Genomic DNA, 16,190 nt, shown 5'->3' on the forward strand with positions numbered 1-16,190 from the left:
TTTGCCTATTTCAGCTCTTGGCGAGCTGATCGAATTTCTGAAGCCTGGCCAGCAAGGCCGGCATGTCGGCGAGGCGGACCATGTTCGGCCCGTCGCTCGGCGCGCGCTCCGGCTGCTCATGGGTTTCCATGAAGATAGCCGCGACGCCGATCGCCAGCGCCGCACGCGCCAGCACCGGCACGAACTCGCGCTCGCCGCCGGAACTCGTCCCCTGCCCGCCCGGCTGCTGCACCGAATGGGTGGCGTCGAACACCACCGGGAAGCCGGTGCGCGCCATGATCGGCAGCGAACGCATGTCCGTCACCAGCGTGTTGTAGCCGAAGCTGGCGCCGCGCTCGCACAGCAGCACCTGATCATTGCCGGCGGAGACCAGCTTGGCGGCGACATTGCGCATGTCCCACGGCGCGAGGAACTGGCCCTTCTTGACGTTGACCGGCTTGCCCGTCTTCGCCGCGGCGACGAGCAGGTCGGTCTGGCGGCAGAGGAATGCGGGGATCTGCAACAGGTCGACCGCTTCTGCGACCGGCGCGCACTGTCCGGCGTCATGAACGTCGGTGACGACCGGGCAGCCATAAGTCTCGCGCACTTCGGCGAACACCTCCAGCGCCTTGTCGATGCCGATGCCGCGCGGTGCGTCGATCGAGGTGCGATTGCCCTTGTCGAATGAGGATTTGTAGATCAGCGGGATGCCGAGCTGCCCACATATCTCGGTAAGCGCGGCCGCCATTTCCAGCGCATGGGCGCGGCTTTCCATCGCGCACGGGCCGGCGATCAGGGTGAACGGCCGGTCATTGGCGATGGCGTGCGGTCCGACATGGACGGTGCGCGGGCTGTCGGGAGCGTCGGTCATCGAGGAACAGAGCCTTTCTCAAATCTCACGGGCGAAGCAGGTCGTAGCTCTGGATCATACCGCATAGCCGCCCGCCGTCATCCACCACCGGCACCACCGACAATGGCCGGCCGACCTGCTGGAGCAGCATCAGCACGTCGGCAACCACCGCGCTCTCGCGCACTGTAATCGGCTGGGCGCACATGATGTCGGCAGTGCGCTTCGAATAAATGTCGTGGCGGGATTCGATGAGGCGGCGGACATCCCCGTCCACCACCAGCCCGAGCAGGCGCGCGGCATGATCAACCACGCACACCGCACCCATGCGCTGGGCGGAGATCACGGTGATCATGTCGGCAACGCTGGCGTCCGGCCCGATCGTCGGCAGATCGGCCCCCTTGCGCATGAGATCGCGGATCGGGATCATGTGGCGGCCGAGCAGGCCGGCCGGGTGATGGCGCAGGAAATCGTCGCGGGTGAAGCCCCGCGCGCGGCTGACGGCGACCGCCAGCGCATCGCCGATCGCCATCTGCAGCGTGGTGCTGCAGGTCGGCGCCATGCCGATATGATCGGCCTCGCCGCGCACATTCATCAGCACGCAATGCTCGACGACCTGGGCAAGTGGCGATTCCGCCCTGCCGATGATTCCGATCAGGCGGCAGCGGCGCGCCTTGAGGATCGGCAGGATGCGCATGATCTCTTCGGTGGTACCGCTGTTTGAGAAGAGCAGCACGACATTCTCGGTCTGCACCGCGCCGAGATCGCCATGGGCCGCCTCGGCGGCGTTGAGGAAGAAGGCGGAGGTGCCGAGGCTCGAGAAGGTTGCCGCCACCTTGGCCGCGACCAGCCCCGACTTGCCGATGCCCAGGCACACGATCGGCCGCTCCTGCGCGGCGACCAGCGCGACGATCGCGGGAATGGCGTCATGCTCGGCGCCGAGGAATTGATCCAGTGCGTCGCGCTCGGCGGCGAGCACGTCGCGGAACCACAACCGGCTGAGCTCGTCGCCAGTGTCGGAAGCCTCAAGCGGCAGAAACGCATTGGCATTGTAGTTCAGCATTCGACAGCTCCAACCCCGCAGTGATCCTGCTCGTTTTTTCAGACCGTGCATGACGCGCTCCGCCTGGTGACGGAGCCCTGCCGGCGATCCCTTTCCTCACCTTATAGAGGGCTAATCGGGGCCTGCGATCACGCCGCCTGGCGCAGCCGCGTGTTGAGGCGCTGGGTCTCGCGCTGCAAGTCGCGCAGCCACGAACCCAGGCCGAAGCGACGCATGTCGATCTGGCGCCAGAACAGCCCCGGATCGCGGGCATAGAGGTCGATATGGGCGAGCGCGTTGGCGCATTGCGAGCCCATGTCGATCACCTCGGCCAGCTCGACCAGATAGAATGGCAGCGGCCGCTCCGTGTTGCCGAGCTGCTCGGCATGCGCTGCGGAAGCGGCGCGAAGCGACACGTCCATGCCGTGGCGGAAATAGGCGGTTGCCGCCTCGATATCGCCATTGGCGAGATGCAGCCGCGCCCCGAAAAAGGCGCCGCCCACCGCCTTGGTCGCCAGGATCGGCGAGAATTCCTGCCAATTGCCTTCAGCGGCCATGCGGAACCAGCTGATCGCCGCGGCGCGATCGCCGATCATCTCGCACAGCCGACCGGCGAGGAAGGACAGCGAGATCGTCCAGCGGCGGACATGCGGCGGCGCGTCCGTCCCCTCGACCGTCTGGAGATAATCGATGATGTTGCCGATCAGCGTCGCCACGCGCTGCCCGGCGCGCAACTCCAGCGCGCGATAGCCCAGCACGGTGAGCGCGGCGCCGCGATCGGCGGAATCCGGGCGCGACGTGGCGATGACCTGGCCGGCGAGCTGGGCCAGCTTGCCCTCGTCGCCCAGCCGCTCGCCCATCTGCACCATGCTGCGATAGAGCCAGGGATTGTCATAGGCGGCGCCGAAATCGGCGGCCACCGGATTGCCGGACGGCTCGAAGCCGGGATGCGAATAGAGATCGCGATGGGCGGCGCCCTGCAACGGGTCGACGATCGCCGAGACGATCATCCATTCCAGCGACAGCTGATTGTCGAGATCGACCTTGATGAGGGTGCGCGGCCCCTGCGGGTCGGGCGTGGTCGGCACCTGCGCATGGCGCTGCTCGGTGATGAATCGGCGGGCGACTTCGTCATGGAAGGCCTGCCAGCTGGTCGGGCGGGCATTGTCGCCCGGCGAGCCTTCGCGCAGGGCGAGGATCAGCCGGCCGTCGAACTTCAGCACGCGGGCATAATCGTCGAGCCGCGCCGAAAGGCCTTGCGGCATCGCCGGCTCGACGGCGACGATCATGTCGAGCGAATGGTCGGCAATGTCGCGCAGCGAGCCCTCGACGCCGTCCGCGCCTTCCGCGTCCGCCACGCGGCGGAAGCGGCTGCCGCGGCACGACGCGCCGAGGATGCGCACGCCATCGGCGGAGTCCGCCCCGTCAACCAGCACCGTGTCGCCGGCGCGCACCCGGGTGGCGGCGAAGGCGTAGCGCGCGATGATCGCGTCGGCCGCGACACCGCCGCGGGAGAGCGCGCCGCCGCGCCCATGCTCCGGCAGGCGCTGATAATAGGTGACGATGGGCAGCGTCTGCCCGCTCCAGTCCGAATAGTCGTTGGCGAACATGCCGGCAGGATGACGGCTGAGACCGGCCGCGAACAGGGTCGCTTCGATCGCCGCGCGATGGGCGCCGCGCGTCATGAGCACCAGCGTGTCGAGATGGATGAAGGGGCGGATCACCTCGGCCAGCGACTGGCTGCCGTCCTGGCGCGGCCATTCGACGAAGCCGACCCTCGGTCCGCTGCCGTCGGCGAGCGGGCCGTCCGGTGTGCCATAGACGTCGCAGCCCATAAGCGACAATTCATGCGCCAGTGCGACGTGATCGGACAGGTTCAGCGCGATGCGGCACGGGCCCAGGCGCGAGACGATTTTCGAGGCGAGGTCGATGTTCACGAGCAAGATCCTGTCCGGACAATGATAGGCCTGCCCTCCGCAACCGCACCGGCCGCCCGAGGGCATCGTAAATATGGCCATTACTATCTCTTATAGAGGGGTTTTCATGGACACCCCGCGCAGCAATAAAAAAGCGCATCGCGTCGGGCGGCAAAGCTTTCCCTCTATATTAACCGCGACGGCCAGATCTCTGCGCCACCCATGCCCCGAGGGACGAGATGACCCATAACGCCATTCGCGCCAATGCCCTTCACACGCTGCTGGACATGGTTCCCCCGAGCATCACCTGCCTGTCGCTCGACTGTTTCGACACGCTGATCTGGCGCAATCTCAACGCGCCGGTCGACGTTTTCCCCGATCTCGGCCTGCCCGGTGGCAGCATCGAGCGCCGCCGCATGGCCGAGGGCCAGGCGCGCGCCCTTGCCCCCCACCTGCGCAACCGCTCGGAAGTGACGCTCGAGGAAATCCACGCCGAACTCGTCCCGGACAATGTCGAGCATCAGCAGGCGCTGGTTCAGGCCGAGCTGGATGCGGAAGCGCGCCACTGCTTTGCCTTCGCGCCGGTCCGCGACCTGATCGTCGGCGCCAAGCAGCGCGGCATGAAGGTGGTGGTCGTTTCCGACACCTATCTGTCCGAGGCGCGGCTGCGCACGCTGATCGCCGATGTCGCCGGTGCCGACCTGCTCGCCATGATCGACCAGGTGTTCTGCTCGTGCGAATATGGCATCGGCAAGACGCGCGGCCTGTTCGCCCATGTCCTCAAGGAAACCGGGCTGAAGCCGAGCGAGATCCTGCACATCGGCGACAATCTGACCGCGGACGTCTCGGCGCCGGCCTTCTACAACATCAACGCCGTCCATCTCCAGCAGTTCAGCCTGGAGACGCTGCAGCGCCTGCGCATGGAAGCGGCGGCCGGCACGATGCTGGATTCGACGACGCGCAACACCCATCCGGCCTACCAGCCGCATCGCGCCCAGATCGCGCTGCGCGAGAATGACGACCCGGTCTACGCCTTCGGCCATGACGTGCTCGGGCCGGTGATGTCCGCGTTCGCGACGTGGTTGCACGACGAGGCGGAGGCGCTGGAGAAGGAAACGGGCAAGCCCGTGAAGCTGCTGTTCCTGCTGCGCGACGGCCATCTGCCGGCGCGCGCCTTCACCGCGCTCTATCCGCAATGGGCGGATCGCGTGAAGGAGGTTTCGATCAGCCGCTTCACCGCCGTCGCCTCCAGTTTCCGCGATAGCGAAACGATCAACCGCTACATGATGCCGTGGCTGGTCAAGAATATCCGCCGGCCGATCTCGAAGGCGACCTTCTTCACCCGCCAGCTGCTGTTCAGCGACGAGGAAGGCGCCGCGCTGACCGAAGGCAAGACGATGGGCGAATTCGGCGAGGACATTCTGAAGCCGGAGCATCAGCAGCTCATCGTCGATCGCTCCCGCGCTTTCTCCCGCCGGCTCGTCGCCCATCTGCACGGCGAGGGCATCGACGATGGCGACACGGTGATGATGATCGATCTCGGCTATGCCGGCACCGTGCAGGACGCCGTCGAGGCCGTGCTGCGCGAGGATATGGGGCTGACCGTCGCCGGCCGTTACCTGCTGCTGCGCGAGCAGCTTCGCCAGTCCAGCGACAAGAAGGGCTTTTTCGACACCCGCAATTATGACTATCGGGCAATCACCTCGATCTATGGGCCGATCTCGGTGCTGGAGCAGTTCTGCACCGTCGGCCTCGGCTCGGTGGTCGACTATGCGGCGGATGGCACGCCGATCCGCGACGAGCCGGGCGTGAAGGGCGCGCAGAGCGACATCCGCGAACAGGCCCAGCACGCCTGCATCGATTTCGTGCGCGAGACCGGCAAGGGCTTCGTCCGCCCGCCCCGTTCCGACAATCATGATGCGCGCCGCCGCGGCGCCGCCGGCATCCTCGCGCGCCTGCTGTACATGCCGATGGACAGCGAGATCGCCATGCTCGAAAATTTCGCGCACGACGTCAATTTCGGCACGGACGCGATGATCGAGATGTTCGACCCCGCCTCCGCCGATCGCAGCCTGCGCCGCCGCGGCATGTTCTACACCAAGAACGCGATGCGCATGTATCTGCCGGGCGAACTGCACAAGCACGGCCTGCCGATGAACATGACCTTGTTCGGCATGCGCCGCTTCGCGCTCGACTTTGCCAAGGACGAGTTCAACGTCGACGCCATGCAGCTGCCGATCCAGATCTTCGGCGGCGGCCAGTCGTCGGCCGAGACGGTCGGCGCGCACCGCACCGCGGACGGCTTCTACCGGGCGACCATTCCGGTCGGCAGGGGCGAGTTCACGGTCGGCATCTTCCTCGGCCGGCTGTTCGAATATGTCCAGTTCGACGAGATCAGTTTCCAGCCGGTCGACGAGCTGGTGCTGGAGGCGCAGACACCGGCCCACGCCATCATCGAGGGCATGGATGAGGTGGCCAAGGGGCTGTACCGCATCGAGGGGGCGGACGGCTTCATGGTCGTCCAGGCCGTGCCGGCCGAACAGCCGATGCTGCTCAACCTCGTCTTCCGCCCGATCGTGACCCGCGCCAAGCCGAAGCTCGAAAGCATCGAGCCCGCGCACGAGGCCGTCGATGAGGGCCGCAGGGCGGCTGCCTGACAATCGCGCCAGGCCGCGGCAATGGGCCGCGGCGCAGACTTGCCCAGCCCCCTTCCGGTCCGCCCGGAAGGGGGCTTTTTCTTGCCTGCGCCGGCCTCATGGCCAAAACCCGCCCGGCAAATATTTCCTAGGCAAGATTTGCCTATACTTGATCGTTTCGTAGTAAATGCAGTTTTACTACGATTTTTCTCGCACATCACTTTGCCGTGAGTGCATTCCTTCCCACAATGGATTTGTAAGCTCGTCAAAAAGGCTTTCCGAGGGTCGGCGTTTCCGGCCCAGGGTCAAAGAATTGACCCTTAAATCCTAGAAAGGAAAACACCATGGCACTTTCGCTCAACACCAACATCGGCGCGATGGCCGCGCTGCAGACCCTGAACGCCTCGAACCGTTCGATGGAGACGACCCAGAGCCGCATCAACACCGGCCTGAACGTCGCCAGCACGAAGGACGATTCCGCGAAGTTCACGATCGCCCAGCAGCTGCGCGGCGACGTTGGCGGTCTGGCTTCCGTTACCTCCTCGCTCAACAACGCGAAGAGCGTCTCGGACGTCGCCGTCTCGGGTACCGAGCAGATCTCGGACATCCTCAACAAGATGAAGGCGCTCGTCGCCCAGACCGAAGGCGCGGACTCCGAGTCCAAGGAGCGCATCGGCGAGGACTTCAAGGCCTATCAGTCGCAGATCAAGAACATCATCACCTCTTCGGCCTTCAACGGCGTGAACCTGCTCGCTGGCACCTCTGCCGGCGGTTCCAGCACCACGGCGCTGATCTCGCTGCAGGGTTCGGATGGTGACTCGACGACCTGGGATTTCGAGAAGCTGTCGCTCGACAACCAGGACCTGACCACGAAGCTCGCCACCATCACCGGTTCGGGCGAAGCGGTCACCGGTTCGGGCACGATGAGCGACCTCGAGGACGCGTTCGGCAGCGTGCAGGACGTGCTCAGCACGCTCGGCGCCAACGCCCGCCGCATCGAGGACCAGCTGGTGTTCACCAGCAAGCTGTCGGACACGATCACGAGCGGCATCGGCAACATGGTCGACGCTGACCTGGCCAAGGAATCGGCCAACCTCCAGTCGCTGCAGGTCAAGCAGCAGCTGGGCGTGCAGGCTCTCTCCATCGCCAATCAGGCGCCGCAGACCCTGCTGTCGCTGTTCCGTTAATCGATTAACGGAAGGAGGCTGCCACGCCCCCTTCCTCCACCCCCACACCCGGGGGCGTGACAGCCGACAAAGGAGGCCGGGATGGTTCGCCATCCCGGCCTTTCTTCTTGCGTGCGAAGCCGGCAGCCGATGATGAGCACGCGTGGAGCGGCCGGGCGCCCGGCGGGGCGGCCCGTGGCCATTTCCGCCGTCGCCATGCCGAACCCTTCGACAGGCTCAGGACAGGCTTGTTTCAGCGTCCAAGCCGCCACAGGCGCCGGCGCCCCGGGGAAACGGATGGGCCGCGGATCAAGTCCGGGACAGCGTTTTCTTGGGAGACCCCCCGGCAATATTTGCCGCCAGGCAATTTTTTCCTGTCTAGTTGGACAGTATAGCCCTGTTTTCAGGCGTTTTTCCTGCGTCCGATTTTGGCGGCGCATTTTTTCTTCCCAGAATAAGGGCACGGGACGCGCAAGCGACCTGCAGTGGCCAGGGACAATCCGGGTGCGAAGAATTCGGCCCGATATCCTAGAAGGGAAGTGAATATGCCTTCAGTCAACACCAATGTCGGCGCAATGGCCGCGCTGCAGGTCCTCAACGCCACCAACCGTTCGCTGGAAACGACCCAGAGCCGCATCAACACCGGCCTGAACGTCGCCAGCACCAAGGACGATTCCGCCAAGTACACCATCGCCCAGCAGCTGCGCGGCGATGTCGGCGGTCTGGCTTCCGTCACCTCTTCGCTCAACAACGCGAAGAGCGTCTCGGATGTCGCGGTGTCGGGAACCGAGCAGATCTCGGACATCCTCAACAAGATGAAGGCGCTCGTCGCCCAGTCGGAAGGCACGGATGCCGAATCCACGGCTCGCATCGGCAAGGACTTCCAGGCCTATCAGAACCAGATCGAGAACATCATCACCTCCTCCGGCTTCAACGGCATCAATCTTCTTGCCTCGCCGAACTCCACCGGTGGCGGTTCCAGCACCACGGCGCTGATCTCGCTGCAGGGTGGTGATGGTGACTCGACGACCTGGGACTTCGAGAAACTGTCGCTCGACAATGTCGATCTGTCCACGAAGCTCGCCTCCGTCCTCGGCGGAAGCGCAGAGTGGGCGGCGGCCGGCTCGGTGAAGATGGAGCATCTCGAGGATGCGTTTGGCGAAGTGCAGGACGTGCTCAGCACGCTCGGCGCCAATGCCCGTCGCATCGACGACCAGCTCGTCTTCACCAGCAAGCTGTCGGACACGATCACCAGCGGCATCGGCAATCTCGTCGATGCGGACCTGGCCAAGGAATCGGCGAGCCTCCAGGCGCTGCAGGTCAAGCAGCAGCTGGGCGTGCAGGCCCTCTCCATCGCCAACCAGGCGCCGCAGACCCTGCTGTCGCTGTTCCGTTAAGTCGATAACGGAAGGAGGCTGACGACGCCCCCTTCCTCCACCCCCACCGGGGGCGTGACAGCGACAAGAGGCCGGGATGGTTCGCCATCCCGGCCTTTTTTTGTGGACAGCGGGGCGGGTGCCAATGCCAAAGCCCGCCACGCGGGAACCCTTCGACAGGCTCGAGACAGGCTTGTGTCCGCAACCACCCGGCCACACACCCCTGCGCTTGCAAGGGCGTGGACCCTGAAACAAGTTCAGGGTGACGACGAGCGGTGGGGCGGCCGGGCCCCATTCCGCACCCCGTCATGCTGAACCTGTTTCAGCATCCACCCGGCCACACACCCGCCTGCGCTCGCAAAGGCGCGGTCCCGAAACTACGATGTCCCGGGCCTGTCGAGGCGCCCGGGGTGACGACAAGTGGTGACCGGCGGTCATCTCACGCCGACCCGACCGTCATTCACAATAAAAAACCCCTCCGGCGTGAGGCCGGAGGGGTTTCTCCCCGGATAGGTTATGACAGGTTCAGTCGCCGGCCTGCTGGGCTGCGGCAGGCGCCGAGACCGCGACCAGGCTCGCCAGCGGAAAGCGCAGGCCGTTGACGCTGAGCATGACGTTGGCGCCATCGGTGACGACTTCCTTGACGGTGCCGACCGAGTTGATCGTCGTCTTGACGGCGTTGTTGTTGGCATCGGTAGCCGCGATCGACAGCGTGTAGCCGCCATCGGCCGCGCGATCGCCGTTGGTCTTGATGCCGTCCCAGCTGAAGCGGCCCTGGGTGTCGGGCGTCAGATCCACCTTCTTGACGACCGCGCCGGACGAATCCTTGACGGTCGCGGTGACCGCGGCCGGCTTGGTGTCGAAGGCGTAGCTCCACGTCGCCGGCTTGCCGTCGGCGAGGCCCGAGGTGGCGGAATCAAAGCGGCCCTCCTGCCCGATATAGGAAGCGGACTGGGCCATATCCTGCGTCGACATGCGCGCCAGCATGTCCTTCAGCGTGCTGGTCTGCTGCATCGACTGCTCGACCTGCGAGAACTGGACGAGCTGCTGGGTATATTCCGACGTGTCCATCGGGTTGAGCGGATCCTGGTTCTGCATCTGCGTGGTGAGCAGCTTCAGGAACATGTTGAAATCGGGCGCGATCAGGCTCTTGCTGTCGGTGTCCGTCTTCTGCTGGGCGCCGGCCGAGGAGGCCGCGCTGCTGTCGGGGATGGTCGTCGCCATGGCGTGCCGTTCCTTATGCCATCATGTCGATACGGCCGCTCGTGCGGAGCTGCCGGTAAGCGGGTTCGTCCTCGGCGAGGCCATCGGCGCCGCCCGCCGCACTGCCGCGGCTGTTCGTTCCGTCCTGCTGGGCCTGGCGCCATTGCTGGCCGCCATCGCCACTGCGGCTATCGAAGCGGAAGGACTGGCTGTCGGAGCGCACGCCGGCATCGGACAGCGCGCGGACGAGATCGGCCGAGTCCCGCTTCAACAGGTCGAGCGCGCCGTGATTGTCGGCGGCGACGACGGCGCGAAGGCCGCCATCCTTGTCGAAGGACATGCGCACCTCGATGCGGCCCATCTCGGGCGGATCGAGGCGGACGAGGATTTCATGACGGCCGGCGGCAACGCTGCGCGCGATCTCCACGCCCATGTCGTGACCGATGCGGCCGGTCTGGGCGGCAACGGTGGCGTGGGCGGCCTCGGTGCTGGTCTGGGCGAGGTTGGCGGCATAGACCGTGCCGAAGCTCGCCGGCTTGGTGTCGGCGGGCACGCTCTGCGCCAGCAGGGTCGAGGAAAGCCCGCCCTGGGCGAGCTGGTGGGTCTGCACGGCGGGGCCGGCGTCGCGCGCCGCCGGCGCAGCGGCACCGGTATCGGCATCGGCAGTAGGAGAAGCAGCGACCTCGCCTTTGGCAGCCGTGCGCGACAATGCGCCGGACAGGCCGGGCAGCGCCGCGTCGGCGGGGGGGGCCTCGTCCTGCGCCACGGTGGCGGCGACGGCCTGCTGCGGCGCGACCACCGGCATCGGCAGGGCGGCGGCGGTGGCGGCGGCAGTCGCCTGCGCCGGATCGGCCTTGGTGTCGGCTTTGGGGGCGGCGGCGCTGTCCTGCTTCTTCGCCGGAGCGGCCGGCTTCGGCGCCGCAATCCCGGCGGTGGCGGCGGCGAGCGGCTGCTCGACGATCGCATCTGCGGCGGCGGCCTGCTGGGCGAGCGCGGGCGTCTGGATCGGTTTGGTCGCGGCAACGGGCGCCGGGGGCGTCGCCGGCAATGTCGGGTCGGCGGGCTTCACCGCATCGTCGGCAAGCGAGCCCGCAAGCGTGTTGGCCGCGTCGTCGCCCAGCGCCAGTTCGCCCGGCGTCGGCGCGATCGGATCGGCCTCGGCGGCGCCGGCCGGCAGGTCGGGGAGCGGCGGCGCCTCGACAGCGGGTTCGGCGACGGCCTGTTCGAGCGTTTCATTCGTGGCGTCGGCGGGCGCGGGCTTGTCGGCCTTCGCGGTCGCACCGGCGGGCCTGTCGGCGGCCGTCTTGTCGGCAGCCGGCTCCTGCTGCTGCGCCTGCTGGCTCGGGCGAACCGGGGCGGCGGCCGGCTTGTTGTCGTCGACCATCGCGCCAAACGCCGAGCCCGCCGCGGACGAGCCATTATCGGCGGGGCGCACCGGCGCCGGCGCGGGAGAGCGGGAGACGATCGACGGGATGCTCATCAGGCGTGCTTTCTGGGCGTATGGCGCCCCTTCATCCGTTATAGAGGGTTTCCCCGCGCTGCGGTCGCGACCGGCCGATCATTTCGCCCGTCAACCGATCGACCCGAGGCTGCGGATGCGGGCCCGCGCATGGATCTCGTTCTGGGAGAGCACCACCGTCGCCGGCCGGATGCGCTCGACGATCGAGCGCACGAACGGCCGGAGCGCCGGGCTGGTCATCAGGCAGGGGATCTCCCCCTTGCTGGCCAGCGTGTCGTAGGTCTCCTTCAGCGAATTGATGAACGCCTGCAGGCTGGACGGCGCCATGGCGAGCTGACGATCGTCGCCCTGGCCGATGATGCTTTCCGCGAATTGCTCGTCCCATTGCGGTGTCAGGGTGACGATCGGGATGGCGCCGTCGCGCATCTGCTGCGCCGAGATCTGGCGGGCAAGCCGGCTGCGGACATGTTCCGTCACCAGCGTGATGTTGGCGGTGTAGCCGGTGGCCTCGGCGATGCCCTCCAGGATCGACGGCAGGTCGCGGATCGACACGCCCTCGGCGAGCAGGTTCTGCAGGATGCGCTGGATGCCGGAGATGGAGATTTTGGACGGGATGATGTCGGCGATCAGCTTCTCCGAATCCTTGTGGCATTCGGACAGCAGCTTCTGCGTTTCCGAATAGGAGAGCAGATCGGCGATATTCTCCTTCACGATCTCGGTCAGGTGGGTGGTGATGATCGTGCCGCTGTTGACGACGGTGAGGCCGCGCAGGCCCGCCTCGTCGCGCAGCGATCGCTCGATCCACAGCGCCGGCAGGTTGAACACCGGCTCGCGCGTGTCCTCGCCCTTCAGGCCGACATTGCCGCCACCCGGATTGATGACCATCAGCTTGTCGATGCGGATCTGGCCGCGCGCCGCCTCGGTCTCCTTGACGTAGATGACATAGTCGTTGGGCTGGAGCGACATGTTGTCGAGGATGCGCACCGACGGCAGCACGAAGCCGAAATCGATCGCCATCTGGCGGCGCAGCGCGCGCACCTGATCGTCGAGCCGCGGCTCGGCGTTGCTGTCATTGATCAGCGGCAGCAGCGCATAGCCGAGCTCGATACGCACCGTGTCGATGGCGAGGGTACGCGCGATCGGCTCGTCGACCTGGGCCTCCTGCTGCTCGGCCATCGCCTTCTGCATGCGGGTCCGGGCGCGCTCCAGCTCAGCGGTCTTGGACATGCGCCAGGCGAGGAAGCCGCAGAACGCGCCGAACACCGCGAACGGCACGAACGGCAGGCCCGGCATCAGCGCGAGCATGCCCATCAGCACCCCGGCCATGCCGAACGCCTTGGGATAGCGGCCGAGCTGGGCGCTCAGCGCCTCGCCGGTCTTGCCCTCGACGCCACCCTTGGTGACGAGCAGGCCAGCCGCGGTCGACACGATCAGCGCCGGGATCTGGCTGACCAGGCCGTCACCGGCGGTCAGCACCGTATAGGTGTGGAAGGCCTCCCCGAACGGCACGCCATGAATGACCACGCCGATGATCAGGCCGACGAGGATGTTGATGCCGGTGATGACGAGGCCGGCGACCGCGTCGCCCTTCACGAACTTGGAGGCGCCGTCCATCGCGCCGTAGAAGCCGCTTTCCGCCTCGATCTCGCTGCGGCGCTCCTTGGCCTGCTGCTCATTGATCATGCCGGCGGACAGATCGGCGTCGATCGCCATCTGCTTGCCGGGCATCGAATCGAGGCTGAAGCGGGCCGCCACCTCGGCGATGCGGCCGGCGCCCTTGGTGATGACGACGAAGTTGATGACGACGAGGATCAGGAAGATGGTGAGGCCGATCACGGTCTCGCCACCCATCAGGAATTCACCGAATGCGCCGATCACCCCGCCGGCCGCCTGATGCCCCTCATGGCCGTGGCCGAGGATCAGGCGGGTCGAGGCGAGGTTGAGGCCCAGCCTGAGCATGGTGACGATGAGCAGGATGGTCGGGAAGCTCGACAGCTGCAGCGGCTTCTCGATGAACAGCGCCGTCATCAGGATGAGGACCGACGCCGTGATCGACAGCGACAAGCCGAAATCGAGCAGCCAGCCCGGCATCGGCAGGATCAGCATGGCGATGATCGCGATCACCGCGCCGGCGAGCGCGAGGTCGCGGCTGCCGGAGAACTGCTTCAGGATTTTCTCGACCTGGGGCGGCATCGGAAACGGGCTCCGGAAAGGGATCAGGACGCCGGCGAGACGGGCACGCCGTCCTCGATGAAGCTGCGCAGCTTGTTGCGCATCGTGCGCACCGAGATGCCGAGGATCGTCGCCGCCGAGGTGCGGTTGCCGCGGCAGCGCGCCAGCGTGCCGAGGATCAGCGCGCGCTCGACATCGGCGACGCTGCGGCCGACGAGCCCCTCGATCACCGCCGGGCCGGCGCCGAGGCGGGACAACACGTCCGACACGTCGATCGGCACGTCCACGGCGACGAGGCCGCCCTGGGCCCGTTCGCGCAGCCGATCCAGCATGCCGGCATCGGCCGGGCGGATGACGAGCGCTTCACGGCCGGCGCGTGCCAGCCCCGCGGCAACCTCGGCAGCCGCAAGCGGCTCGCCGACGAGGAGGATATGGGACGTTTCCTTGGGAGCCTGAACGTGAGCCATTAACGATCCTGCCTGACGATTTCGGTGAGGGTCACGCCGAGTGCGCTGTCGATCAGCACCACTTCGCCGCGGGCGATCAGCCGGTTGTTCACGAAAATGTCGACGGGCTCGCCGACACGGCGGTCCAGCTCGACGACATCACCATTTTTCAGGCGCATGAGCTGGCCGATGTCCATGCGCGAGCGGCCAAGTACGGCCTGCACCTTCACCGGCACGTCGAACACGGCGTGCAGGTCGGCGGAGGTGGGCGGCGCCGACGGGATCTCCGGGGCGTTGTCGATCTGATCGGTCTCGGTGGCATCCGAGCCGAAATGGGTCGGCGCGAGCTGACGCGGTTCGGAATTCTCGATCATGCTATCCTCGTTCATGCGTTCATCCACTGGCGAATGACCGAGACGGACTCCGCCGGGTTGGCGCTGATCGCGTCACCGATCTTGCGCAGCGCCGAGAGCCGGATGCGGCCGTCGACCTGGGCCAGCGCGATTTCCTGGTCGAGCAGGTCGGGATCGCCCTGCCCTTCGAGCATCGGGTTGCCATCGGCATCCACCAGCATCTCGCCTTCGCGGCCCTCCACCGTCAGCTCGCCCTCGCGGGTGCCGGGCTCGGCATCGGTGCCGCGACGACGCAACATGCGGACCGCGAACAGGCCGGCGGCGACGACGACGATCAGTTCGACGAGGTTGAGCAGGTTGCCGCCGGTCAGGCCGAAAGGCAGGGCGCTCTTCTCGCCGTCCATGCCGTCGACGGCGGCAAACGGCATGCTTTCCACGACCACGCTGTCACCGCGGTCGGCATCGAAGCCGACGGCATTCTCCACCAGCCGGGTGAGGCGCTGCACCTGGGGCGCAGGCAGGCCGGCGGTGCCGCCATCGACCATCACCGCGACGGTGAGGCGATTGATCTTGCCGGGGCCGCTGACGCTCACCGTATGGGTGCGGCTATTGTCGTAGGTCGTGTCTTCGGACGATTCGTTCTTGGCCGAGCGGCGGGAATTGCCGCCATTGCCGTTGACGTCGGCTTCCTTGTCGGGAAGCTGGGCGGCGACGGTCGCGCCCTGGGCACCGGCATCGGATTCATTGTTCTGGTCGTTCGATTCCACCGTCACCTGGTGCTGGATCACCTGCTTGTCGGGATCGAACATCTCGGCTTCCTGCCGGGTCTGGTCGCGGTTCAGCACCACGGCGACCTCGGCGCGCACCTTGCCCTGGCCGACGATCGGCTCGATCAGGGATTCGATCTCCTGACGCAGCCGGCCCTCGACGGCAGCCTGGCGTTCCTCGATCTCGGAGGCGGCGGCGCCGGCCTCGTCACCGGCCCGGGCGAGCAACGCTCCGGACTGATCGACGACCGATACGCTTTCCGGCGACAGTTCGGGCACCGAGGACGACACGAGATAGCGGATCGACTGGACCGCCTCGCTCGGCAGGCGGCCCTGCGTCTTCAGCGTGACGGCGGCGGTCGCCTTGCGCGCCTCGGCGGCGAACATCGCGCGCTCCGGCATGACGATGTGGACGCGCGCCTTGCTGACACGATCGAGGCTCTCGATCGACTTGGCGAGCTCGCCCTCGACGGCGCGCGTCTCGTTCATCTTGGCGCGCGAGGAGGATACGCCGAACGGCTCCTCGGCATCGAGCACCTCGTAGCCGATCTTGCCGCCCAGCTTCTCGGAGGCCATCGCCATCCGAAGCTCCGGCAGCTTGTCCACCGGCGCGGTGATCGCGGTGCCATCCGCCGACAGCTGGAACGGCACGTTCTGCGCCTTCAGCTTCTCGGAGATCGCGGCCGCGGCCGACGGATCAAGATCCGTGTAGAGAAAGCCCATCTCGGACGACGAGCCACTGCGCATGGCCAGCACGCCAATTCCGAGGAGCAGCGCCAGGGCGACGCCACCCATGATCATCAGCCGGCGTGGGCCAAGCTGGGTGAT

The 16,190-nt window shown here is 66.6% G+C and carries 12 protein-coding genes; 3 read left to right on the forward strand and 9 right to left on the reverse strand.

What is annotated here, in order from left to right; all coding sequences use genetic code 11:
* Window positions 1–10: 10 nt before the first annotated feature.
* The 3 genes from kdsA to KOF26_RS12400 all read right to left on the reverse strand — a co-directional run bounded on the left by kdsA (window position 11) and on the right by KOF26_RS12400 (window position 3,805).
* A complete protein-coding gene (kdsA, locus tag KOF26_RS12390; protein ID WP_216325259.1) occupies window positions 11–850 on the reverse strand; it encodes a 3-deoxy-8-phosphooctulonate synthase in 840 nt (279 codons plus the stop codon).
* Between the two features lie 25 nt (window positions 851–875).
* A complete protein-coding gene (locus tag KOF26_RS12395) occupies window positions 876–1,889 on the reverse strand; it encodes a KpsF/GutQ family sugar-phosphate isomerase (RefSeq protein ID WP_216325261.1) in 1,014 nt (337 codons plus the stop codon).
* 128 nt (window positions 1,890–2,017) lie between these two features.
* Window positions 2,018–3,805 (reverse strand): hypothetical protein, encoded by a 1,788-nt coding sequence (locus KOF26_RS12400; RefSeq protein WP_216325263.1) that lies wholly within the window; start codon window positions 3,803–3,805, stop codon window positions 2,018–2,020.
* A gap of 218 nt (window positions 3,806–4,023) precedes the next feature.
* On the opposite strand from KOF26_RS12400, the gene KOF26_RS12405 reads away from it, so the two are divergent.
* The 3 genes from KOF26_RS12405 to KOF26_RS12415 all read left to right on the forward strand — a co-directional run bounded on the left by KOF26_RS12405 (window position 4,024) and on the right by KOF26_RS12415 (window position 8,983).
* Complete coding sequence (locus tag KOF26_RS12405; RefSeq protein WP_216325265.1) at window positions 4,024–6,441, forward strand: HAD family hydrolase; 2,418 nt, start codon at window positions 4,024–4,026, stop codon at window positions 6,439–6,441.
* 323 nt (window positions 6,442–6,764) lie between these two features.
* The gene (locus KOF26_RS12410; RefSeq protein WP_216325267.1) at window positions 6,765–7,607 is read left to right on the forward strand and encodes a flagellin; all 843 of its coding nucleotides are present in this window, start codon (window positions 6,765–6,767) and stop codon (window positions 7,605–7,607) included.
* Between the two features lie 524 nt (window positions 7,608–8,131).
* The gene (locus tag KOF26_RS12415) at window positions 8,132–8,983 is read left to right on the forward strand and encodes a flagellin N-terminal helical domain-containing protein (protein WP_216325269.1); all 852 of its coding nucleotides are present in this window, start codon (window positions 8,132–8,134) and stop codon (window positions 8,981–8,983) included.
* 504 nt (window positions 8,984–9,487) lie between these two features.
* On the opposite strand, the gene KOF26_RS12420 is transcribed toward KOF26_RS12415, so the two are convergent.
* The 6 genes from KOF26_RS12420 to fliF form a co-directional block, all read right to left on the reverse strand.
* The gene (locus tag KOF26_RS12420; RefSeq protein WP_216325272.1) at window positions 9,488–10,186 is read right to left on the reverse strand and encodes a flagellar hook assembly protein FlgD; all 699 of its coding nucleotides are present in this window, start codon (window positions 10,184–10,186) and stop codon (window positions 9,488–9,490) included.
* 13 nt (window positions 10,187–10,199) lie between these two features.
* Window positions 10,200–11,645, reverse strand: coding sequence for a flagellar hook-length control protein FliK (locus KOF26_RS12425; RefSeq protein WP_216325275.1), 1,446 nt, complete (start codon window positions 11,643–11,645; stop codon window positions 10,200–10,202).
* Window positions 11,646–11,735: 90 nt separating this feature from the next.
* A complete protein-coding gene (flhA, locus tag KOF26_RS12430; protein ID WP_216325277.1) occupies window positions 11,736–13,817 on the reverse strand; it encodes a flagellar biosynthesis protein FlhA in 2,082 nt (693 codons plus the stop codon).
* A gap of 23 nt (window positions 13,818–13,840) precedes the next feature.
* The gene (locus KOF26_RS12435) at window positions 13,841–14,263 is read right to left on the reverse strand and encodes a helix-turn-helix domain-containing protein (RefSeq protein WP_216325278.1); all 423 of its coding nucleotides are present in this window, start codon (window positions 14,261–14,263) and stop codon (window positions 13,841–13,843) included.
* Window positions 14,263–14,631 carry a flagellar motor switch protein FliN gene (fliN, locus tag KOF26_RS12440; protein WP_216325281.1) on the reverse strand — a complete coding sequence of 123 codons (369 nt, stop codon included), beginning with the start codon at window positions 14,629–14,631 and terminating at the stop codon, window positions 14,263–14,265. The genes KOF26_RS12435 and fliN overlap by 1 nt, the downstream gene beginning before the upstream one ends.
* A complete protein-coding gene (gene fliF / locus KOF26_RS12445; protein WP_216325623.1) occupies window positions 14,628–16,163 on the reverse strand; it encodes a flagellar basal-body MS-ring/collar protein FliF in 1,536 nt (511 codons plus the stop codon). The genes fliN and fliF overlap by 4 nt, the downstream gene beginning before the upstream one ends.
* Between the last annotated feature and the right edge of the window lie 27 nt (window positions 16,164–16,190).

The sequence above is a fragment of the Sphingomonas quercus genome (assembly GCF_018863195.1).
GTDB classification, from domain to species: Bacteria; Pseudomonadota; Alphaproteobacteria; order Sphingomonadales; family Sphingomonadaceae; genus Solisphingomonas; species Solisphingomonas quercus.

What these genes read in the sequence shown, in the direction of transcription:
- fliF (WP_216325623.1), bottom strand. Translation starts at nt 16,163, where the DNA reads ATGATCATGGGTGGCGTCGCCCTGGCGCTGCTCCTCGGAATTGGCGTG.
- fliN (WP_216325281.1), bottom strand. Translation starts at nt 14,631, where the DNA reads ATGAACGAGGATAGCATGATCGAGAATTCCGAACCGCGTCAGCTCGCG.
- KOF26_RS12420 (WP_216325272.1), bottom strand. Translation starts at nt 10,186, where the DNA reads ATGGCGACGACCATCCCCGACAGCAGCGCGGCCTCCTCGGCCGGCGCC.
- KOF26_RS12435 (WP_216325278.1), bottom strand. Translation starts at nt 14,263, where the DNA reads ATGGCTCACGTTCAGGCTCCCAAGGAAACGTCCCATATCCTCCTCGTC.
- KOF26_RS12395 (WP_216325261.1), bottom strand. Translation starts at nt 1,889, where the DNA reads ATGCTGAACTACAATGCCAATGCGTTTCTGCCGCTTGAGGCTTCCGAC.
- KOF26_RS12415 (WP_216325269.1), top strand. Translation starts at nt 8,132, where the DNA reads ATGCCTTCAGTCAACACCAATGTCGGCGCAATGGCCGCGCTGCAGGTC.
- KOF26_RS12410 (WP_216325267.1), top strand. Translation starts at nt 6,765, where the DNA reads ATGGCACTTTCGCTCAACACCAACATCGGCGCGATGGCCGCGCTGCAG.
- KOF26_RS12425 (WP_216325275.1), bottom strand. Translation starts at nt 11,645, where the DNA reads ATGAGCATCCCGTCGATCGTCTCCCGCTCTCCCGCGCCGGCGCCGGTG.
- KOF26_RS12405 (WP_216325265.1), top strand. Translation starts at nt 4,024, where the DNA reads ATGACCCATAACGCCATTCGCGCCAATGCCCTTCACACGCTGCTGGAC.
- kdsA (WP_216325259.1), bottom strand. Translation starts at nt 850, where the DNA reads ATGACCGACGCTCCCGACAGCCCGCGCACCGTCCATGTCGGACCGCAC.
- flhA (WP_216325277.1), bottom strand. Translation starts at nt 13,817, where the DNA reads ATGCCGCCCCAGGTCGAGAAAATCCTGAAGCAGTTCTCCGGCAGCCGC.